We start from the raw sequence: 18,093 nt of genomic DNA, 5'->3' as shown, positions 1-18,093 counted from the left end.
CAGAACGTTGAATTCCGTGCTGAGAGGGGTCCGGTGTCCGAAGCAGAACTGGTGCTGCGCTCGACACGCGTCATCACTCCGGAGGGAACACGGGCCGCGTGCGTCGCGGTCTCCGCCGGAAAGATCGCGGCCGTGCTGCCGTACGACGCTTCCGTCGGGAACGCCCGGGTCGAGGACCTCGGCGACGACGTCCTGCTCCCTGGCCTGGTCGACACCCATGTGCACGTCAACGACCCCGGCCGGACCGAATGGGAAGGCTTCTGGACCGCGACGCGCGCGGCAGCGGCCGGCGGTATCACCACGCTGGTGGACATGCCGCTCAACTCCCTCCCGCCGACCACGACGGTCGACAACCTCCGGGTGAAGCGGCAAGTCGCGGCCGACAAGGCGCACATCGACGTCGGCTTCTGGGGCGGCGCGCTGCCCGACAACGTCAAGGACCTGCGCCCGCTGCACGAGGCGGGGGTGTTCGGCTTCAAGGCGTTCCTGTCACCGTCCGGAGTGGACGAGTTCCCGCACCTGGACCAGGAACGGCTGGCCCGGTCCCTGGCCGAGATCGCCTCCTTCGGCGGCCTGCTGATCGTGCACGCGGAGGACCCGCACCACCTGGCGGCGGCACCGCAGCGCAGTGGCCCCAGGTACGCGGACTTCCTGGCCTCGCGTCCGCGGGACGCCGAGGACACGGCGATCGCACAACTCATCGCGCAGGCGAAGCGGTTGGACGCGCGCGTGCACGTACTCCATCTGTCCTCCTCGGACGCCGTCCCGCTGATCGCGGCGGCGAAGGCGGAGGGCGTACACGTCACGGCGGAGACCTGCCCGCACTATCTGACCCTGACCGCCGAGGAAGTCCCCGACGGCGCGAGCGAGTTCAAGTGCTGCCCGCCCATCCGGGAGTCCGCCAACCAGGACCTGCTCTGGCAGGCGCTGGCGGACGGCACGATCGACTGTGTGGTGACCGACCACTCCCCGTCGACGGCCGACTTGAAGACGGACGACTTCTCCACGGCCTGGGGCGGCATCTCCGGCCTCCAGTTGAGCCTCGCGGCGGTGTGGACGGAGGCGCGCAGGCGCGGGCACGGCTTGGAGGAGGTGGTGCGCTGGATGTCGTCTCGTACGGCCGAGTTGGTGGGGCTGTCCGCGACCAAGGGCGCCATCGATGCGGGCCGTGACGCCGACTTCGCGGTCCTCGCCCCCGACGAGACGTTCACCGTGGACCCGGCGGCCCTTCAGCACCGCAACCGGGTGACGGCGTACGCGGGCAAGACCCTGTACGGAGTGGTGAAGTCGACGTGGCTGCGCGGCGAACGCGTGGTCGTGAACGGCGAGTTCACGGAGCCGAAGGGGCGCCTGCTGACCCGCACCCCGTGATCGATCCATTTCGCCCCGATACCCGAAAGGCACATGAAGTGACGGCGATTGTGAGTTTCACCGGCGACGCGAACCCCTACGGAGGCGGTGACCCGTACGCGGACTACCGCACCGCCGACTTCCCCTTCACCCAGTACGCCAACCTCGCCGACCGGCAGCTCGGGGCCGGTGTCATCGCCGCCAACGACGAGTTCTTCGCCCAGCGCGAGAACCTGCTGGTGCCCGCGCGGGCGGAGTTCGACCCCGAGCACTTCGGGCACAAGGGCAAGATCATGGACGGCTGGGAGACGCGGCGGCGACGTGGCGCGTCGGCGGAGCACCCGTGGCCGACGGCGGAGGACCACGACTGGGCGCTGGTGCGGCTGGGCGCGCCGGGCGTGATCCGCGGCATCGTGGTCGACACGGCCCACTTCCGGGGCAACTACCCGCAGGCGGTGTCGATCGAGGCCACCTCGGTCGGGGGCTCGCCGTCACCCGAGGAACTGCTGGGCGACGACGTGAAGTGGACGACGCTGGTACCGCGCACGCCGGTGGGCGGCCACGCGGCGAACGGCTTCGCGGTGTCGGTGGAGCAGCGCTTCACCCACGTCCGGGTGAACCAGCACCCTGACGGTGGCGTCGCACGCCTGCGGGTGTACGGCGAGGTGGTTCCCGACCCGTCCTGGCTCGCGGCGCTGGGCACCTTCGACGTGGTGGCGCTGGAGAACGGCGGCCAGGTGGAGGACGCGTCGAACCTGTTTTACTCCCCGGCCACGAACACGATCCAGCCGGGGCGTTCCCGCAAGATGGACGACGGCTGGGAGACCCGCCGCCGCCGCGACCAGGGCAACGACTGGATCCAGTACCGCCTGGTGGCGCAGTCGCAGATCCGCGCGATCGAGATCGACACGGCGTACCTGAAGGGGAACAGCGCGGGTTGGGCTTCGGTGTCGATCCGTGACGGTGAGTCGGGCGACTGGCAGGAAATCGTCCCCCGCACCCGCCTCCAGCCCGACACGAACCACCGCTTCCTCCTCCCGACCCCGGCGGTGGGAACCCACGCGCGCGTGGACATCTATCCGGACGGCGGAATCTCCCGCCTGCGCTTGTTCGGTTCCCTGACGGAGAGGGGCACGCGTTCCCTGGAGACCCGCCATCAGGAACTGGGCGGCTGACCAGCCTTTCCTTCGCCCCCGCCGCCCCTACCCGTCCCATCCCAGGGGGCTCTGCCCCCTGGACCCCGCTCCTCAAACGCCGGAGGGGCTGGGTTTAGCCCGTCCGGCGTTTGAGGACGAGGCCCCTTCAGGGCCGATCGGGGGTCTGGGGGCGACAGCCCCCAGGGGACGGTGGGGGTCCCCCCCCTCTGGGGGAGGGTAGGGGCGGCGGGGGCGAAAACCTCTCCGGCCTCAGGCCGCGTGACCGCCGTCCACCGAGAACTCCGCCCCCGTCACATACGACGCCCCCGCCAGATGCACCACCGTCGCCGCCACCTCCTCCACCGTGCCGAAGCGACCCAGTGCCGTCATCGCTGCCTGCGCGGGCGCGTAAGGACCGTCCGCCGGGTTCATGTCCGTGTCGATCGGCCCGGGGTGGATGATGTTCGCCGTGACGCCCGAGGGCCCCAGCTCCCGGGCCAGCGCCTTCGTCATCCCGACCAGCGCCGACTTGCTCATGGCGTACAACGTCCCCCCAGGCCCCGGCACCCGCTGCGTCATGCACGTCCCGATCGTGATGATCCGCCCACCACCCCCCTCCGGCATCCGCGCGGCAGCCGCCTGAGACGCCAGAAACACCCCGCGCACATTGACGGCCAGCACCCGGTCCACCTCATCCAGAGACAGCGAGGCGAGCGGCCCGAGCACCCCCACACCTACGTTGTTCACCAGCACATCGAGACGCCCCAGCGCCTCCGCCGTACGTGCCACCGCCCCCGCCGCCTCCCCGGCGTCCGAGGAGTCCGCACGCAGCGCCACACCCCGCCGCCCGAGCGCGGAAACCGCCCGGACGACGTCCTCCGCCGCCTCCTTGCCGTTCACATAGGTCACGGCCACATCCGCCCCGGCCCGAGCCAGCCGTACCGCCGTCGCCGCCCCGATGCCCCGGCTGCCACCGGTCACAAGGGCCACCTTGTCGTCGAGGGAGAGGGTTTCGTCGTAAGTAGTCATGGATCCATCACAGCGGGCCACCGCCCCGCACGCTGGCGGCGTACGGACACGGAACTCGTTGCGAGGGCCCAGGGCGGCGACAAGCCCGACGGCCGATGAGTTGCGGGTGCCGGTGGGGTCTGACCTGATGACAGAACGACCCCATATCCCTGGAAAGGGCGGCACCCCTCATGGGCAAGCTCGTCTCCACCATCTTCGTCACCCTCGACGGCGTCTATCAGGCCCCCGGCGGCCGCGAGGAGGACAGCCGCGGCGGCTTCGAACACGGCGGCTGGGTCTTTCCGTACGACGACGAGGACTTCGGCCGGTTCATCAGCGGCGTCTTCGACCGCGCCGGCGCCTTCCTCCTCGGCCGCCGTACCTACGACATCTTCAGCAGCTACTGGCCCAAGGTCACCGACCCCGAGGACCCGGTCGCCTCACGGCTGAACTCGCTGCCGAAGTACGTCGCCTCCACCACCCTCACGGACCCGGACTGGGCCGGCACCACCGTGATCGACGGCGACCTCGCCAAGGAGGTGACCGCCCTGAAGGAGCGCACCGACGGCGAACTCCAGATCCACGGCAGCGGCGCGCTCGTCCATTCCCTGCTGGGCACCGGCGTCCTGGACACGCTGCACCTGCTGACCTTCCCGGTCGTACTGGGCACGGGCCACCGCCTCTTCCCCGAGGGCACCACCCCGACCGCCTTCCGCAACACCGGCGGCAGCGTCACCTCAAAGGGAGTCTCCATCCAGTCGTACGACCTGGCGGGAAAGCCGGAGTACGGCACGTTCGGGCTCCCCGAGGACGCCTGACCGCCCGCCGCCTCACGGGAGGGCGTCGAAGTCCAGGCTGCTCACTTCGTCCACGTACCACTCGGCGTCGTCGCCCTCGACGTCCTCCACGTCGTCCAGGAACCCGGCTTCGTCGGCCCCGAACAGGTGTCGGATCATGCCCCGAGCCTTGTAGAGCGGGGTGAGTCGGCCCTCCGACAGGACTTGCAGGCTGGCCGCCGAGCCCCCCGTCCACTGAACTCCGCCGGCGGCGGTGAGCAGATCGAGGCCGGTGACGCCGGGATCGGCCGCGGCGCGCAGGGCAATGCGGTCGTTGCGCTTGCTGCACATGACGGCCGTGGTGCGCCTGGCGTGAGTGACCTCGGTGATCACGACCTGTTTGCGCGGCCACTCGCCTTTGCCGTGCAGTTCCTTCATGAGCTTCTCGACGATCTCGATACGGTCGATCTCCTCGGTCCGGCAGCCCGCCGCGTGGAAGAGAACCGAGTCCGCCTTGCCGAACTCCAGGACGAGTGAGCCGTCGGCCGTGACGAGCGCGGCTCCGGCTCCGATGGCCGAGTTGTGGTGTACACGCACCGTGCCCTTGGAATCACCGTGGTAGTCCGTGGCCCTGTTCTTGACGGGGCGAGGCTTGACCGTCAGACCGAACAATGTCTCCAGCGTGCCCTTGCGCTCGAAGTGTCCCTTCCGGAACACACCCACATCACCGAGTTGCCGGTCGGCGGACGGAGGCCAGGACGGCTCCATGGCGAGGTCGGCGCGGACATGCTCGATGTACTTCCTGTAACGGCCGTTGGGCATCGCGGTCCCCCCGCTGTGGTGTCGGCCAGCGTCGTGGATGACGTAGCGTAGGGCGTTTGACGGTGCATCAATACAACTTGGGTAAAAGCGAGTTGAAGTTGTCGTGATGTGCACAGAAAGGAACGCGTCCTGGCATGGAGCGATCCGCGGTGCTCGAGATCCTTCACTATGACCTCGATCCGGCGAGCGGTCGGCCGAACTGGTGGATCTGGTCGCTGAAACGGCCGGGTGCCGCAGGCACCGAGTTCACCGAGGTGCGACTCGACGCACCGGAAGAACTGGACGTGTTGTACGCGCTGCCGGCCAGGATCGACGAGCTACGCAGGGCGAAGGCGGGCACCGGGGCCCTGGAGGAGGCGGTGCGGGCCTGCGCCGAGAGGATCACCCGGACCGGACTGGGCGACATGGCGGGTCGTCTCAAGGCACTGGGGCCGGTTGTGGTGGAGTGCCAACTGCCCCCGGACTTACGCGACTTCGAGATGCTGCCGTGGGAGCTTGCGCTCGTCGACGACATCCCGCTGTCGTTGCACGGAGTGGTCTTTGTGCGCGGGGTGCGACCCGAGTCCCCGGCGGCCGCCGACTCGCCCCCGACCCTGCCGCCGCACCTGCGCATGCTTGCCCTGTTCAGCCTGCCCCAGACGACCGCTCCCGTGGACCTGGGAGCGCACCGGGCCTTCCTGCGCGCCGAGTTGCTCGATCTGGCGGCCGGCGGACGCGACGCCGCCGTCCCCGTGGAGCTGCGGACGAGGCAGTTCGGGGTGAGCCGCCGAACCCTGCGTGGCATGCTGCGTGAACCCGCGGGCTGGGATGTCCTCCATGTCGTGGCCCACGGGCGACCCGGTCGCCTGTACCTCGAGTGCGCCGACGGCACGGCGGACGAGGTCGGCACACCCGATCTCGTCGACATTCTGGACCCGGCGTGCGGCCGCACCCGACTGGTGTTCCTCTCCGCCTGCTGGTCGGGCGGCCAGACCGAAGACGAGGGGGGCGATGGCCGGCCCGCCCCGGCCTCCGCCCTCACCTCCCTGGCCGCCTCCGTCGCCGAGCGCCTGGGCTGTGCCGTCGTCGCCATGCGCTTCCCCGTCACCAATCACTTCGCCCGCGCCTTCGCCGTACGCCTCTACACCCATCTCCTGCGCCACGACCACACGCTTCCCCAGGCCTTGCACAACGCGCTCGTTGACTCAGCCGACGACGTAAAACTCACCGAACACCGCACCCCGATGTTCGCCGCGGCGACGCCCGTGCTCTTCGGTGGCGCCGCCCGGACCCTGCGGCTGCCCGATCGCCCCATGACGCGGGGACCCATGCGCGGTCTCCCGAGTCCCGGCGTCGGCGCGCTTCCGGACTGGCCGCGCTCCTTTGTCGGACGTCTGCGGGAGATGACGGAGGCGAGCGGCGCGCTCGCGGTGGGCAGTGGAGCGCGAGGCGCCGTGATTCATGGCGAGGAAGGCATGGGCGCGACGACGTGCGCGTCGCTGCTGGCGCACGATCACCGCGAGTCCTTCGACGTGATCCTCTGGCATCCGAGACCGGCCTGGAAGGAGGCGATCTCCCCGTCCTCGGAGGACCCGTTCCACGAACTCCTGCGGAATCTGATCATTCAGGCGCCGGGGCTCGGCGGGCTCGCCCGTGCGTCGCAATGGTCGAAATTGATCGACAAATCGACGACTCTCCGACTTCTCCTCGTGCTCGACGCCGCCGACCGGGCGATTGCTCAAGATCTCCGTTTCGCCGGCCTGGTCGAACAATTCGCCATGGCGGAGGGTCCCAGCAGAATTCTGTTGACCTCCCGGATGGACTTGCCGGACCTTGCCCCCGTGCTGCCTCGCATGGCGCTGCCTCCGCTGACGGACGGGGAGATGGTGGAGATTCTGCGCGCTCTTCCCCGACTTGGGCCACTGGCACGGGACCCGCGCACGTCCGTGCTGGCGAGCAAGGTCCTGCGCCGGACCTTCGGCAGCCCCGGTCTTCTGATGGACGCGGAGGGTCATGCCGGGACGGCGGAGGAACTGGAAACGTGGATCCGCGAGCACTGAGATCGAATTCGCATTCACATTCGATCTATTGCGTCGCGAGATCGACCCCGAACGAGCCGTCGTCAAGAGCCGGCGTAATTCTCCGCCAGTGCGGGGCGCACGAGGCCTGCATGGGTCTACTCTGCTCTGCACTGGCATATGCGCGGGGTTCTTAGGGGGACTGAGAACGTGTCGGGGGATTACGACGCCTTACTTGAAGTCCTGGACTTCAGCAAGGGCAAAAACGGACCGCAATGGCGGTGGCGGATCAGCGGTAGGGGCGGGTCGGGGGAACAGCATGAGTCCCTGGTCGATCTGGGAGCGAGTGCGGAGAGCCACCCCGAGAACTACGGCTTCCTCATCGACTTGCACAAGTTCATGCGGCACACCCGGCTCGACGAGGCCGGGGAAGCCAACACGCTGCGACGACTGGGCCATTGGCTGCGCACCTCGGTGCTCACCCAGGAGATCTGGGACAGGCTGCCGGTGGGGCGGCCTTCGACGGTACTGATCCGGCTGAATCCGGACGGCCCGGAACGGGAAGTGCTCGGCTACCCGCTCCTCCTCGCGGCGGACGCCCACGGCTCCCTGGTGGACCGCGAACTCACCTTCGTCCACGACGTGGCGGCGGGAGGCTCGTCCAGGGTGGACCCGGCCGGCCGGGTGGAGGCCGACGCCCCGCTACATCTCGTGGGGGTCTTCAACCGCACCAAGGCCGGTGAGCCGCTGGACCTGCATGCCGAGCAGTCACAGGTGTTCGCCAAGGTGCGGGACATCGCCGCCGACGGCAGCGGCCTGGACATCACGACGCGAACGCTCTCGTACCATGTGACACACGATCAGCTCAAGGACCATGTGCAGAGCGCCAAGCGCTCCGACAACCGGCGAGACTCGGGTCGCTGGCAGATGATCCTTCACCTGGCCGATCGCGGAGTTGCCGGCAGTTGGTCGGCGGTCTCCCGCACCGGTGTGGTCGGCACGAAGTCGCCCTTGAGCGCCCGAGAACTGGTCAAGATGCTGGCGACCGGGGGCAATCACCGGCGGCTGCGGCTCGCCGTGATCACCACGAGGCCGGCCAGCAGCCCGTCGATCGCGGACCAGTTGGAGATGTTCCGCATCCCCTCGCATCTCGCGCCGGAACCCCGGACGTCGGTGAGCCCAGGGCCGGACGGCGACGGACTGGCTGTGGAGCTGGCCCGCAGCCTCGGCTGCGCCGTACTGGCCTTCCGGCACCGGATCGGCGACCAGGCTGCGGTCGCTTTTATCACCAAGGTGTACGACTATCTGCTCACGCAGGGCTTGACCCTTCCCCGGGCGGTGGGCGCGGCGCTTGCCGAGTGCCGGACGCTGAAGACGCTCGACCTCGCCGCACCCGTCATCTACGGCGCCGACGCCTGCGGGCTGGTCGTGGAGCCTCCGACGCTTTCCAGAGCCGATCCGCCGACGCTCCAGCACCCCGCGAGCAGCCTCATCGGCCATCACGACCCGATGTGGAAGGCCAGCGAGATCTTCGCCCGGATCGGCGCCGGCGAGGCCAACGGCGCCGTCCTGCACGGTATGACAGGCGTCGGCAAGGAGGCCTGTGCTCGCGAGCTGATCAGCCTGTACACCCACCGCTACCGGCACGTCGTGGAGTACCCACCCAAGGAAAGACAGATGGATGCCGAGCCCTGGGAAGCTCTGTGTGGGTTCGTCGGCCTCCTGCTGGAGCAGTCCGCGATACGGCGGGCGTTCGAGATCCGCGAGGAGCGCGTGCCCACGCAGAAGCAGCTGGGGGACTTCCTCGCCGACGACACCGCCTTCGAGCGGTTGTGCAACGACATCGACGAACGCCTGACGAACAGCAACACCGAGTACTTCCTGTTCTTCCTCCGCGACGTGGGAAACCTGATCGCGCAAAAGCCCCGGGAGCTGGGGACGCCCGCCGCCAACGGCCACGACCCCGCGGCGGTCGGCCCCTGGCTCGACCCGCACTGGCAGCGGTTGATCAACGCGATGACCGCTCACCGGGCGCCCGGATCCCGGCTGCTGATCACCAGCCCGCTGCCGCTCCACCTCGACCAGCGGCGGATGCCCGATGTTCCCGTCCCTCTCCTGTCCCCGGCCGAGGCGTTCCTGTACGCCCAGAGCCTCCCTGACCTCGGCGGCATTATCACAGCGGCCTCCCGGGACATGGCCGGCGAGGACCAGCGCAAGCTCGTGCACAATGTGCTCGCGCGCGCCGAGGGACATCCCGGCCTGCTGCGCTACGCCGACGAAGTGGCGTCGGAGCCCGACGGCACGGAACGGCTGCAACACCTCGCGACCGTGGACGGCGATGCGTTGGGGCAGGACACCACCGAGCCGATTCCCGACGACTGGCGGCTGATCGAGGAGTGGGCGGTAGGCGCGCTGCGGTGCATCCCGCGCCGTGATCCGCGCCATCTGCTGCTCCTCGCCCTGTCCTGGCTCAGCTCCCGGCACCGGGTGCTGCATCCGGACGACGACTGCGCGCCGGGCCTGCTCGCCGAGGTGTGGGCGGGGCTGCGCGGCCATCGGCAGAGCCCCGTCGGCCAAGTCCCGGATCCGGAGGGAACCGAAGGTGAGGCGTCGTCGGCGAGCGAGGAGAAGGACGAACTCCGCCGCCTGCTCGCGTCCTTGGCCGACGCCTGCCTTGTCGACTGGGCGGACGGGATGCAGGTGAAGATACGGATGCAGCCCGCGGTCGCAAAGGCGGTACGGCGCGTCCACGAGACCTGGCTGGACACGGACGGCTCGCTGCGGGCCGAGGTGGACCGCATCGCCATCCGGCACACCGCCGGCCGGGTGAAGGTGGCTCTCAGGCACCGGACCCACGGCAGAACGGCCGACGTGCAGCGGCTGATACCCGAGGCGATGCCCTATCTGGAGCGCGCAAGTGACTGGGAGACATGGCTCCACTTCGTCGCCGTCGGTATGACCCGGTCACGCAGAGGCCCCCGCGGCCTGGACGACACGGTGCGCAAACTGGAGCGAGTCACCGCCGATATAAGGGACAAGGGGTCGGACCAGTTCAAGATGGCCCAGCGCCTGGGCAGCGTGTTCAAGGCGCTTGACAGAGGCGATCGTCCGGGTCTGTCCGTGCTCCTCGGGAAGGGGCCCGGTGATCCCGTCGTGGACAACTCGCCCCTGGCCATGGCCATGAGTGTCGGGATCCTCAGCGGCCTCAGGGACACCGGCAGACTGAGCGTGGCCCGCGATGTCGCCCTCGACTACCTCAATTTCTGCGACTCGGGCACCAGATCCAGCCTCGTGGCCGACGCGGTCGAGGTCGAGTTGCTGCGGGTGATGGTCGACGAGGGAAAACTGTCCGAAGCGCTGAACCGCATCCCGCTCGCTTTCGAGGCGCTGGCCGACGTCCGTTTCCGCGACGCGGTTCACAGCCGCTGGGCCGACGGAGAGATCCTGCGCAAGAAGCTGTTCACCATACGTCGCGACACCCACGTACTGCTGGCCGAGGCCGCGGCGGACGAGACCGCGCAGATGCGCCATCTGCGGCTGGCCCGTGCCGATCACGAACGGCTCGGCCAGTACCTGGTCCTGGAGGGCCCCGACAACGTCGAGAGGCATCTGCACACCGTGGAGGGCTGCTTGTTGGCGCTGGACGACCGAGTGAGCGGAGACCGGGACGAGTTGGAGAAGTACGACGACGAACTGGTCAGTTGTCTGAGAGAGGTCGAACACTCCGGAGACGTCATCGTCCAGGCCATGACCGACTCGGCCCGCGCCCGGATCAAGCGGGAGCAGGCCGCCCGGGCGATCGAGCTGAACGGAGAACGGGCCGGGCACTCCGCCATGCAGGCGGCCAGGGACTATGAACTGAAGGCGCTCAGACTGCTCTACGCCCAGGGCACGCCCATGGACATAGGTGCCTGCCATCGACGTATAGGCGACGACCAACTTGCCTGCGAACACGAGAGCTTGAAGCGCAGCACTCCCGCGCATCATATGTACGCGGCGCTGCTCGGCCGGCTCACCGGAGCACACATCCTGAGGCAGCGGGATGCGGACAGTGTGTCGTGGCGGCGCGACCGTTCGGAGCGTGGGGTGGTCCCGGCCACCGTGGAGGAGCTGTGCGGGCGCGTTCGTGAAGTCCTTTTCGCACAAGGGAATGAGCCGGTGCCCGGTGCGCTGGATCCGGAAGGCCTGCTGCGCAAACTCGCCGACGACGGTCAGGTGGAGCAGGATTTCAGGGATCTTTCAGGTGAGTCATAGGTTCCACCGATAAAGTGCGCGGATTGTGGGGGGTGGGTGAATGACGCACGTCGTCCACCTGAGGATCAAAGCTGCCGGAGAGACCGCTTCGGCGGCCTACTCCGTCGAGAGGTCGTTTGTCCGGGAGAGCGGTGTTGAGCACAAAGGGTCGAAGGATATCGACATGCCACTGGCCCTGACGGACCCTGGCGGGCCTCAAGCCCTGTGGGAGTCGGTTCGGGAGCTCGTGGCGGAGGACGTCGGCGACGGGGACGATCCCGGCGCGTTGATGCTGCGTCTGCATGAGCCGGAGCTGCGCGCGCTGGACTGGGAGGCTCTGGCGCGGGAGACGGCGCTCGCACAGGATTCGGCCGCGCCCAGCGTGCTGCGCACCGCTGTCGGCCCCGGCAGTTTTCAATCGGGTGGGCAGTTGTCGTTCGGTGATCTCCCGGTGCGGGTACTGGTCGTGGGGGTGGATTCCCACGTGGAACGGGGGGCGGCGGACGATCCTCCGTGGCACGAGGATGTCGCTGTGCATGACGCGGTTCATGCGCACGCCGAACGGTGGGAGGTCGACGTGCTCCCAGGGCCAGTGAGTCACAGCGTGCTTGCCGACACCGTGAAGGCCAGCAAACCCCAAGTGCTCCACCTGGCCGGCAGCGCTGCGCGAACACTCTTCAAAGACGGGGCGCACGAGCTCGGCGGGCTCAATCTGTCCTCCGTCCGGCTGGTGGTCTCCAGCAACGACGAGGCTCGTGACGAGGCACACCGGCTGCTGGAGCCCTATGCGCGGGCAGATGCCCTGACACCCGTACCCGCCGTGGTATCGCTGACACCGGAACCGGAGTCGGACCCCGAGCGCGATCTGTGCGCGTCGCTGACCAAGCTGTACGGCGCGCTGATCGACGGCGAGAGCCTTGATGTGGCGGTCCGGTCCGCCACGGAGGCCGACTCGTCGGTGTCCGCTGCCGTGACCGTCAACTGCCGACCCGATCTGGTGTTACCGCAGCCCTCCGCACCCCCGCCGCCGTCGCCCTCCGATCTGTACGGGAGCCTGGAGCGGGCCACCGACCGGGTCGGTCAACGCAGGACGGCACTGGAACAGTTGGAGTCGGGGGCCGACGTCAGTCAACTGATCGTGCTCTCCGGTGGCGAGCCGGACGACAAGATGGGCACCACCTGGTTCCTCCTCTCCACCATGCGTGTCTGGGAGGAGCGGCCGGGGGCCCGCGCCCTCTACCTGGACTTCGGTCGCCTCGGCAGTACCAAACCACTGAGGGCGGCACAGGACATGCCACAGGCCGAGAACGTCGTCCTGGAGACGGTGGCGCTGCTGACCGAGGGCGTGCGCACGCACAGCGATCGCCAAGGCGGCTGGCACATCGACGGCGAGCTTGCCGCTGTGGAGGCACTGGTCGAACGGGAACGCCGCAACGTCCTGCGCGACGGCGGCTATCACACCGGAGTCAGTCCCGTTCGGGACGAACTGGTCGGCGCCGCGATGGAACTGCTGGTCAAGGCCGCACCGCCCGACACCCACCTCGTACTGGCTCTCGACCATTTTGTGGAGAACGAGAGGGTGCGCCCCGTGGCCCGGTATCTGGTGAAGAAGCTGTTCAAACCCGCATTGCACAGCCACAGTGCCATCACCGTCGTGGCGACGGCCAAGAACCCGCACCACGATCGGACCGACGATCTGCTCACCGGGTTCGTGGTGGAGCGCCACTACATCACGCTCCAGCGCTGGTCGGCACATCATGGCGGTCCGCTTTTGCGGGAGTTGGGCACACGAATGGGTTACGACTGGCACGACATGCCGGAGTGGCGCGCGTTGGTGAGAGAGAAACTCGGCACGATTGCGGAAGACTTCGGCCCGCAGCTTTTGAAGGACGTGTGCGACACCGCACTGGCCAGGATCGGCTGAGACGAAGAAGGGGGGCGCAAGGCGAATGGAACGGACAGAACGTGTATCCGCCGCCGGGAATGACGACTACGACCAGGCGTTCCGTTACTTCAGTGACTCGCGGGAACACAAGCCGGTGCGTTACGAGGTTCTCAAGCGTTGCAGCCTCATGACGTGCCTCAGCGAACCCGTCTTCGTCGTCGCCACCGACGGTCTGGACTACTCCTTCGACGAGATGCGGCGGGTACTCGCCGCGTATCCCGCCGAAGCCGGGTGGTATCAGCTCAACGGCGTGATCCGCAAAGGTGCCTGGGCCGCCTGGTGGAAGGACGACCGGGAGGCCTTCACGGCCGAGGGACTGCCGGCCGCGATGGCCGAGACGGCCGCCCGGCTGGCCTCTCATCTGACCCGCGCCGACGGAAACACCGCCATGGTCGAGCGATTGCGGCTTCTGGTGCTCGCCGGCAGACACCGGGAGGCGGGCGAGGAGTTCGACAAGTGGTACCCGGCGTTCGAGAACGTGGCCGACTTCGCGGTGTGCCGCAAACTCGCGGAAGCCATCGCTCCGGACGATCTGCGCAGATTCGCTGCGGACACCCTCGATTCCGACCTGTTGCGGCGCCGCGAGCGGGCGGAACGCCGACTGGAGATGAGCCAAGGGCTGCACGAGTACTTCGAACAGACCAGGCACTATGTCTCGCGCCGCGATGTCGAGGGCATCCTGGAGTCGGCGGTCCACGGCACGGTACCCCCGCCTGTCGGCAGGGTCCCGGACGGCATCCCGGCCGGGCCGCCCCGCGTCATTCACCTGCACGCCAGCGGCGGCATGGGCAAGAGCACCCAACTCGCCTGGTTGGTCTCGCGGTTCGGAATCCAACAGCACCCGCCCGTGATCTCCGCCGTCCTGGACGCCCAGACCATGGTGTCCCAGCGTCTGCTCGACTTACCGGAACTCCTGCTGGTCAACGCCGCCGAGCGGTTCCTCGAGCAGGCACAGGTCCTCGACCGCAGGCACAGGATTCGGCGCATGGACGCCTTCCTCAGGAGCTATGGGCACCGCCGCCGGGAACTGGATCAAGAATTCGATCCGCCGGGCAACACACCTCTTCAGCGATGGAATGCCGTCCCCCTGCCGACGTCCATCGTCTCCGAGTTCGCCGACGCCCTGAACGACATCGCCCACCGCGAACCCGTCCTGTTCTGTCTGGACACCACTGACGAGCTGTTGCAGGCCCCCGAGGAGGAGATGGCCGCGCTGCTGCGGATGCTCAGCGAGCTCGTCCGTCAAGTGCCCTGGCTGCGTGTGGTGCTGTCGGGCCGGGCCGACGTCACCGAGCAGGAGGTCTTCCGCACGGCCTTCCGCGACCTACCGTGGCGCGCTCTCGAGCTCAAGCCGTTCACGGCCCACGAGGCGCAGACGTATCTCCGGCTGCGGGGCATCGCCGCCGATCAGGCGGAGCGGATAGTCGCTGTGTGCGAGCAGGACATCGAGGGCTCACCGGCCTTCAACCCGCTCGTCCTCGCTCTGCTGGCCGGCTCCCCGGACAAGCTACCGACCGCGGGCGACTCGCTCTATCTGTTCGTCGTCGACCGGGAACTGAGCTACATCAAGGACGATTACGCACGTAATGCCCTCAAGTACTGCGCGGTCGCTCGCCATCCCACCTACGAGTACTTCCTGAAGGTCCTCGTACCCCTGCTGTCCGCGGACAGCAACCGGGCCGGTGCGGACGAACCGGAGGATCCGAGGGATCTGTGGGACCGGTTGATCGGCTATGCCAGGCGCTCGGCGTGGATCAGGGCCAAGGACACACGGTTGGACGTGCATGTCAACGTGCGGCGCGAACTGCGCCGGACGATGCGCTCCGAGGAGGGGCCGGCCTGGCGCCAGTTCCACCGGGACGCCGCCCGTCGCTGCGCCGGCCTCGCCCAACAAGCCGGCAGCGCCGAGGAAACGGCGGGCTGGGTTGCCGAACAGGTTTACCACCAGCTCCACTCCGCCGTGGACCGGCACAGCGACCACGACGCGTTCCTCGACGGCGTCGCGCAGACCTGGCACCGGCAGGTCGCGCTGGCCTGGCAGCGCGGCGACTTCGCGACCGTGATCGACCTCGCCGACCGGCTGCTCAGCGCCGACCTGGAGAGCCCGGAGAGCGAACGCGACGGACTCGGCCTGCCCGATCCGCGGGTCATGCCGCTTCAGCTCTGGTACGACATCGCACTGGAACGTGCCTATGGCGAGCTGCACGCCGTGCTGTACGGCGGCAGGCCCGGCTGGTTCGACGTGGAGCGGTATCTGAAGCTGGTGGGACGCCGCACCGATATGACCTGTCCGGACCGGCCGCCCGTCCGACAGGACCGGCTGCGGGTCGATGTCATCACGGCTGCCCTGCGGTTGCACGAGGAACTGCGTGAGGGACTGGCACCTGTGCGCGAGGCGTACGCGTTGCTGCACAGCCTGTTGGAGAAGACACGGCAGGCCGACGACGGTCCCGCTCACGCCTTGCAGGATCTGTGGGTCGCCGATGCCCAACTGTTGCTGGCCAGTTGCCAGGTGAGGATCGGACGCACCCAGGAGCAGGCCCACTTCAGCCATGCCGAGGCGGACCGTGCCTTCGCCGCCATGTTCGACGCGGCAGTCTCGGGGGAGGCTCCCCAGGCCCGGCTCGTGGCTCGCTACGCCATGCAGGACTGGGACCTGGCGGACCGCCCCGATCTGGTACGGGCTTGGCAACGCCGGCTGGAGACGATTCCGGCCCCCGTGGAGGACTGGGTGCGGCTCGCGGCTGCCGAGGCGGAGCTGCGTTCCGGGCTGCCGCTGACGGCCGAACCGTCCACCCGTTCCGGTTTCAGCCGCGACGCACTGCGAGCGGATCTGCTCCAGGCCAGGTCGCAACTGCTCGTGGGCGAAGCCGAGGAGGCCGAGCGGCTGCTGCGGGAGGTCACCCTGCCCGCCGTGTCGGGGCAGATGGAGCCGGAACTTGCCTTCGAGACGCTGATGGTGCTGGCCCGCGCGAGTGCGCAGATGCTCGAACTCGAACAGGCCGAGAGCTACGCCCGTATGGCCATGGGGCGAGCCTCCGACGACGAGCGACGCCTGTCCGTGATGGCCCTGCGGGCCGGCACGGCGCTGTCCGTCGCCGGCGATCTGGGGCGGGCGGACCAGTGGATCTCACGGTCCGAGCCGTTGCGCGAAGACCTTCCCGGCGCGGCCGGCACGGCCATGAACGGCGCCGAGTGCGCACTGCTGCACCGCTGGGGGCGCTTCGAGGAAGCCGAGACCGTGCTGCGGCGTTGGCGGACCCAGTTGCGGTCCCGCCGGGACGCACCAGGACGTTCCGGTACCCCGCCCACCGCGGCCGAATGGCTCTCCTACGGTCTGCACGCACTGGTGTGCGGGCCGGTCGGCGAGGTCAGGAATCACCTCGCGACGGTGACCACGGCACTGGAGTCCATCCCCGGACCGAACCGCCGATTCATGCTCCTGGCCGAGCAGGCACGGCTGTACGCGACCATCGCCGAGAAGCCGCTGATCACCGAAAGGGCACGGATCGACGCGTTCGAGCGGCTGCTGGACCGGGACCGCTCCGACGCTGACGAGACCGGTCGGCCCGCCGGGCTGGCGGCCTTGTGGAGAGCGGAACTGCACACGCTCATGCTCGGCGGGGGCCCTCGGTCGGCCACCGCGATGCGCACGGCCGCCCACTGGCTGGGCCCGGACAACCGCCTGGTGCACGCCACCTGGCTGCGACTGCACCGCCTGCTGCCCGCGGAACCGCTGCCCGACCCCCTGCCCAAGGCGGAGGACCACGACCCGGCCCAGCGGGTGACGCTGCGCGCCGCCGACCTCATTGCCCGCGCCCAGCACAAGTCGCGCAGGCAGCGTCGCAAGGCGGCCGAGGAGGCCGCTGAACTCCTGCGGCTGACCACGGACACCGATGTGCCCACCGTCTGGCACCTGCACGCCGCCAGGAACGGCGCCGACGTCGGCATCCCTGCCGACGCGTTGGCGGAAATGCTCGACACGCCGCTGCTGGAGGAGGCACGCCGCCGCAACCTCCAGTTCGCGCTGCGTCGGCTCGGCCGGTACGAGGGCCCGGGACTGCCCACCGGCAAGGCCGACGAGTCCTGGCGCAAAGCGTGGGCGGCCTATCAGCGCGAGGCACGCGGAGAGGTACCCGCCCATCTGCGGCAGGCCGTACTCGCCGCCGCCGAGGAACGGCCGGTTACCCAGATCGAGGTGGACGTTCAGGGCGATGCCGTCGGCTCCGCGCCCCGCCCGGGGCTCGAGTCTGCCGGGGCGCTGCCGTCGGACACGGTCGGCGGGGCGCTGGTCTGGCGGGCGACGGAGGACTTCCTGCTCTCGCCGGAGCCCCTCGGCGTCGCGGGGAACAGGCCCGTCGACGTGATCCTCCTGCACGGCGAGATGCGCCCCTTCGATCAGGGAGCGGCCCTGCGCCTGCCGGGCAGCGCCCGGTCCATTCGCCCGGAGGACGTGGACAGCGCCGTACGCAATCTGTGCGCCCAGCGGCGGCAACCGCCTCCGCTGGTGGTGCTGGACGCGCTGCCGCAGGAGACGGCGGACGGCAACGAGGCTCAGTTGCGCGACCTGTTCGCGTTCCAGCTGCACCTGCTCGGCTACGTCCCCGCCGTGCTGGCCTCCGGCCCTGTTGGCTCCGATCCGGACGGCAGCTGGCGCCGCACGGCCCTCGCCCATGCGGTCGCCTTCGGCCGGACAGCCCATCAGATCGCCGAACGGCTTCAGCATGTTGCGTCACGCCAGGGGGAGGACGGCCGGCGCGGCCCTCGTATCCGGCTGCTGACCCACATCCCGGAGGAGGAGACCTTCGGAATCGGCCTGCTCTGAC

9 protein-coding genes are annotated in these 18,093 nt (G+C 69.0%); 7 read left to right on the top strand and 2 right to left on the bottom strand.

Annotated elements, in window-relative coordinates:
• Positions 1 to 33: 33 nt before the first annotated feature.
• Positions 34 to 1,371, top strand: a complete 1,338-nt coding sequence (gene allB / locus BN159_RS10030) for an allantoinase AllB (RefSeq protein WP_015656840.1) — start codon at positions 34 to 36, stop codon at positions 1,369 to 1,371.
• A 38-nt stretch (positions 1,372 to 1,409) separates the two neighbouring features.
• Positions 1,410 to 2,525, top strand: coding sequence for an allantoicase (gene alc, locus BN159_RS10025; protein ID WP_015656839.1), 1,116 nt, complete (start codon positions 1,410 to 1,412; stop codon positions 2,523 to 2,525).
• A gap of 231 nt (positions 2,526 to 2,756) precedes the next feature.
• Here alc and BN159_RS10020 read toward each other — a convergent pair whose 3' ends face one another.
• Positions 2,757 to 3,515, bottom strand: a complete 759-nt coding sequence (locus BN159_RS10020; RefSeq protein WP_015656838.1) for an SDR family NAD(P)-dependent oxidoreductase — start codon at positions 3,513 to 3,515, stop codon at positions 2,757 to 2,759.
• Positions 3,516 to 3,685: 170 nt separating this feature from the next.
• Here BN159_RS10020 and BN159_RS10015 point away from each other — a divergent pair, with 170 nt between their 5' ends.
• A complete protein-coding gene (locus BN159_RS10015) occupies positions 3,686 to 4,312 on the top strand; it encodes a dihydrofolate reductase family protein (protein WP_015656837.1) in 627 nt (208 codons plus the stop codon).
• A gap of 12 nt (positions 4,313 to 4,324) precedes the next feature.
• Here the strand turns inward: BN159_RS10015 and BN159_RS10010 are convergent, their stop codons facing one another.
• Positions 4,325 to 5,092 carry a hypothetical protein gene (locus BN159_RS10010; RefSeq protein WP_015656836.1) on the bottom strand — a complete coding sequence of 256 codons (768 nt, stop codon included), beginning with the start codon at positions 5,090 to 5,092 and terminating at the stop codon, positions 4,325 to 4,327.
• 134 nt (positions 5,093 to 5,226) lie between these two features.
• Between BN159_RS10010 and BN159_RS10005 the strand changes: the two genes are divergently transcribed.
• From BN159_RS10005 to BN159_RS09990, 4 genes are all read left to right on the top strand, one after another.
• Complete coding sequence (locus BN159_RS10005) at positions 5,227 to 7,131, top strand: CHAT domain-containing protein (RefSeq protein WP_015656835.1); 1,905 nt, start codon at positions 5,227 to 5,229, stop codon at positions 7,129 to 7,131.
• A gap of 168 nt (positions 7,132 to 7,299) precedes the next feature.
• Positions 7,300 to 11,343, top strand: coding sequence for a hypothetical protein (locus BN159_RS10000; RefSeq protein ID WP_015656834.1), 4,044 nt, complete (start codon positions 7,300 to 7,302; stop codon positions 11,341 to 11,343).
• 40 nt (positions 11,344 to 11,383) lie between these two features.
• Entirely contained in the window at positions 11,384 to 13,246 is a 1,863-nt protein-coding gene (locus BN159_RS09995; protein ID WP_015656833.1) for a hypothetical protein, read from the top strand.
• Between the two features lie 148 nt (positions 13,247 to 13,394).
• Positions 13,395 to 18,092, top strand: a complete 4,698-nt coding sequence (locus BN159_RS09990) for a hypothetical protein (protein WP_157901089.1) — start codon at positions 13,395 to 13,397, stop codon at positions 18,090 to 18,092.
• The last annotated feature ends 1 nt before the right edge of the window (position 18,093 follow it).

The organism is Streptomyces davaonensis JCM 4913, from assembly GCF_000349325.1.
Classification (GTDB): Bacteria; Actinomycetota; Actinomycetes; order Streptomycetales; family Streptomycetaceae; genus Streptomyces; species Streptomyces davaonensis.
This window is presented reverse-complemented; position numbering and strand designations above follow the sequence as displayed.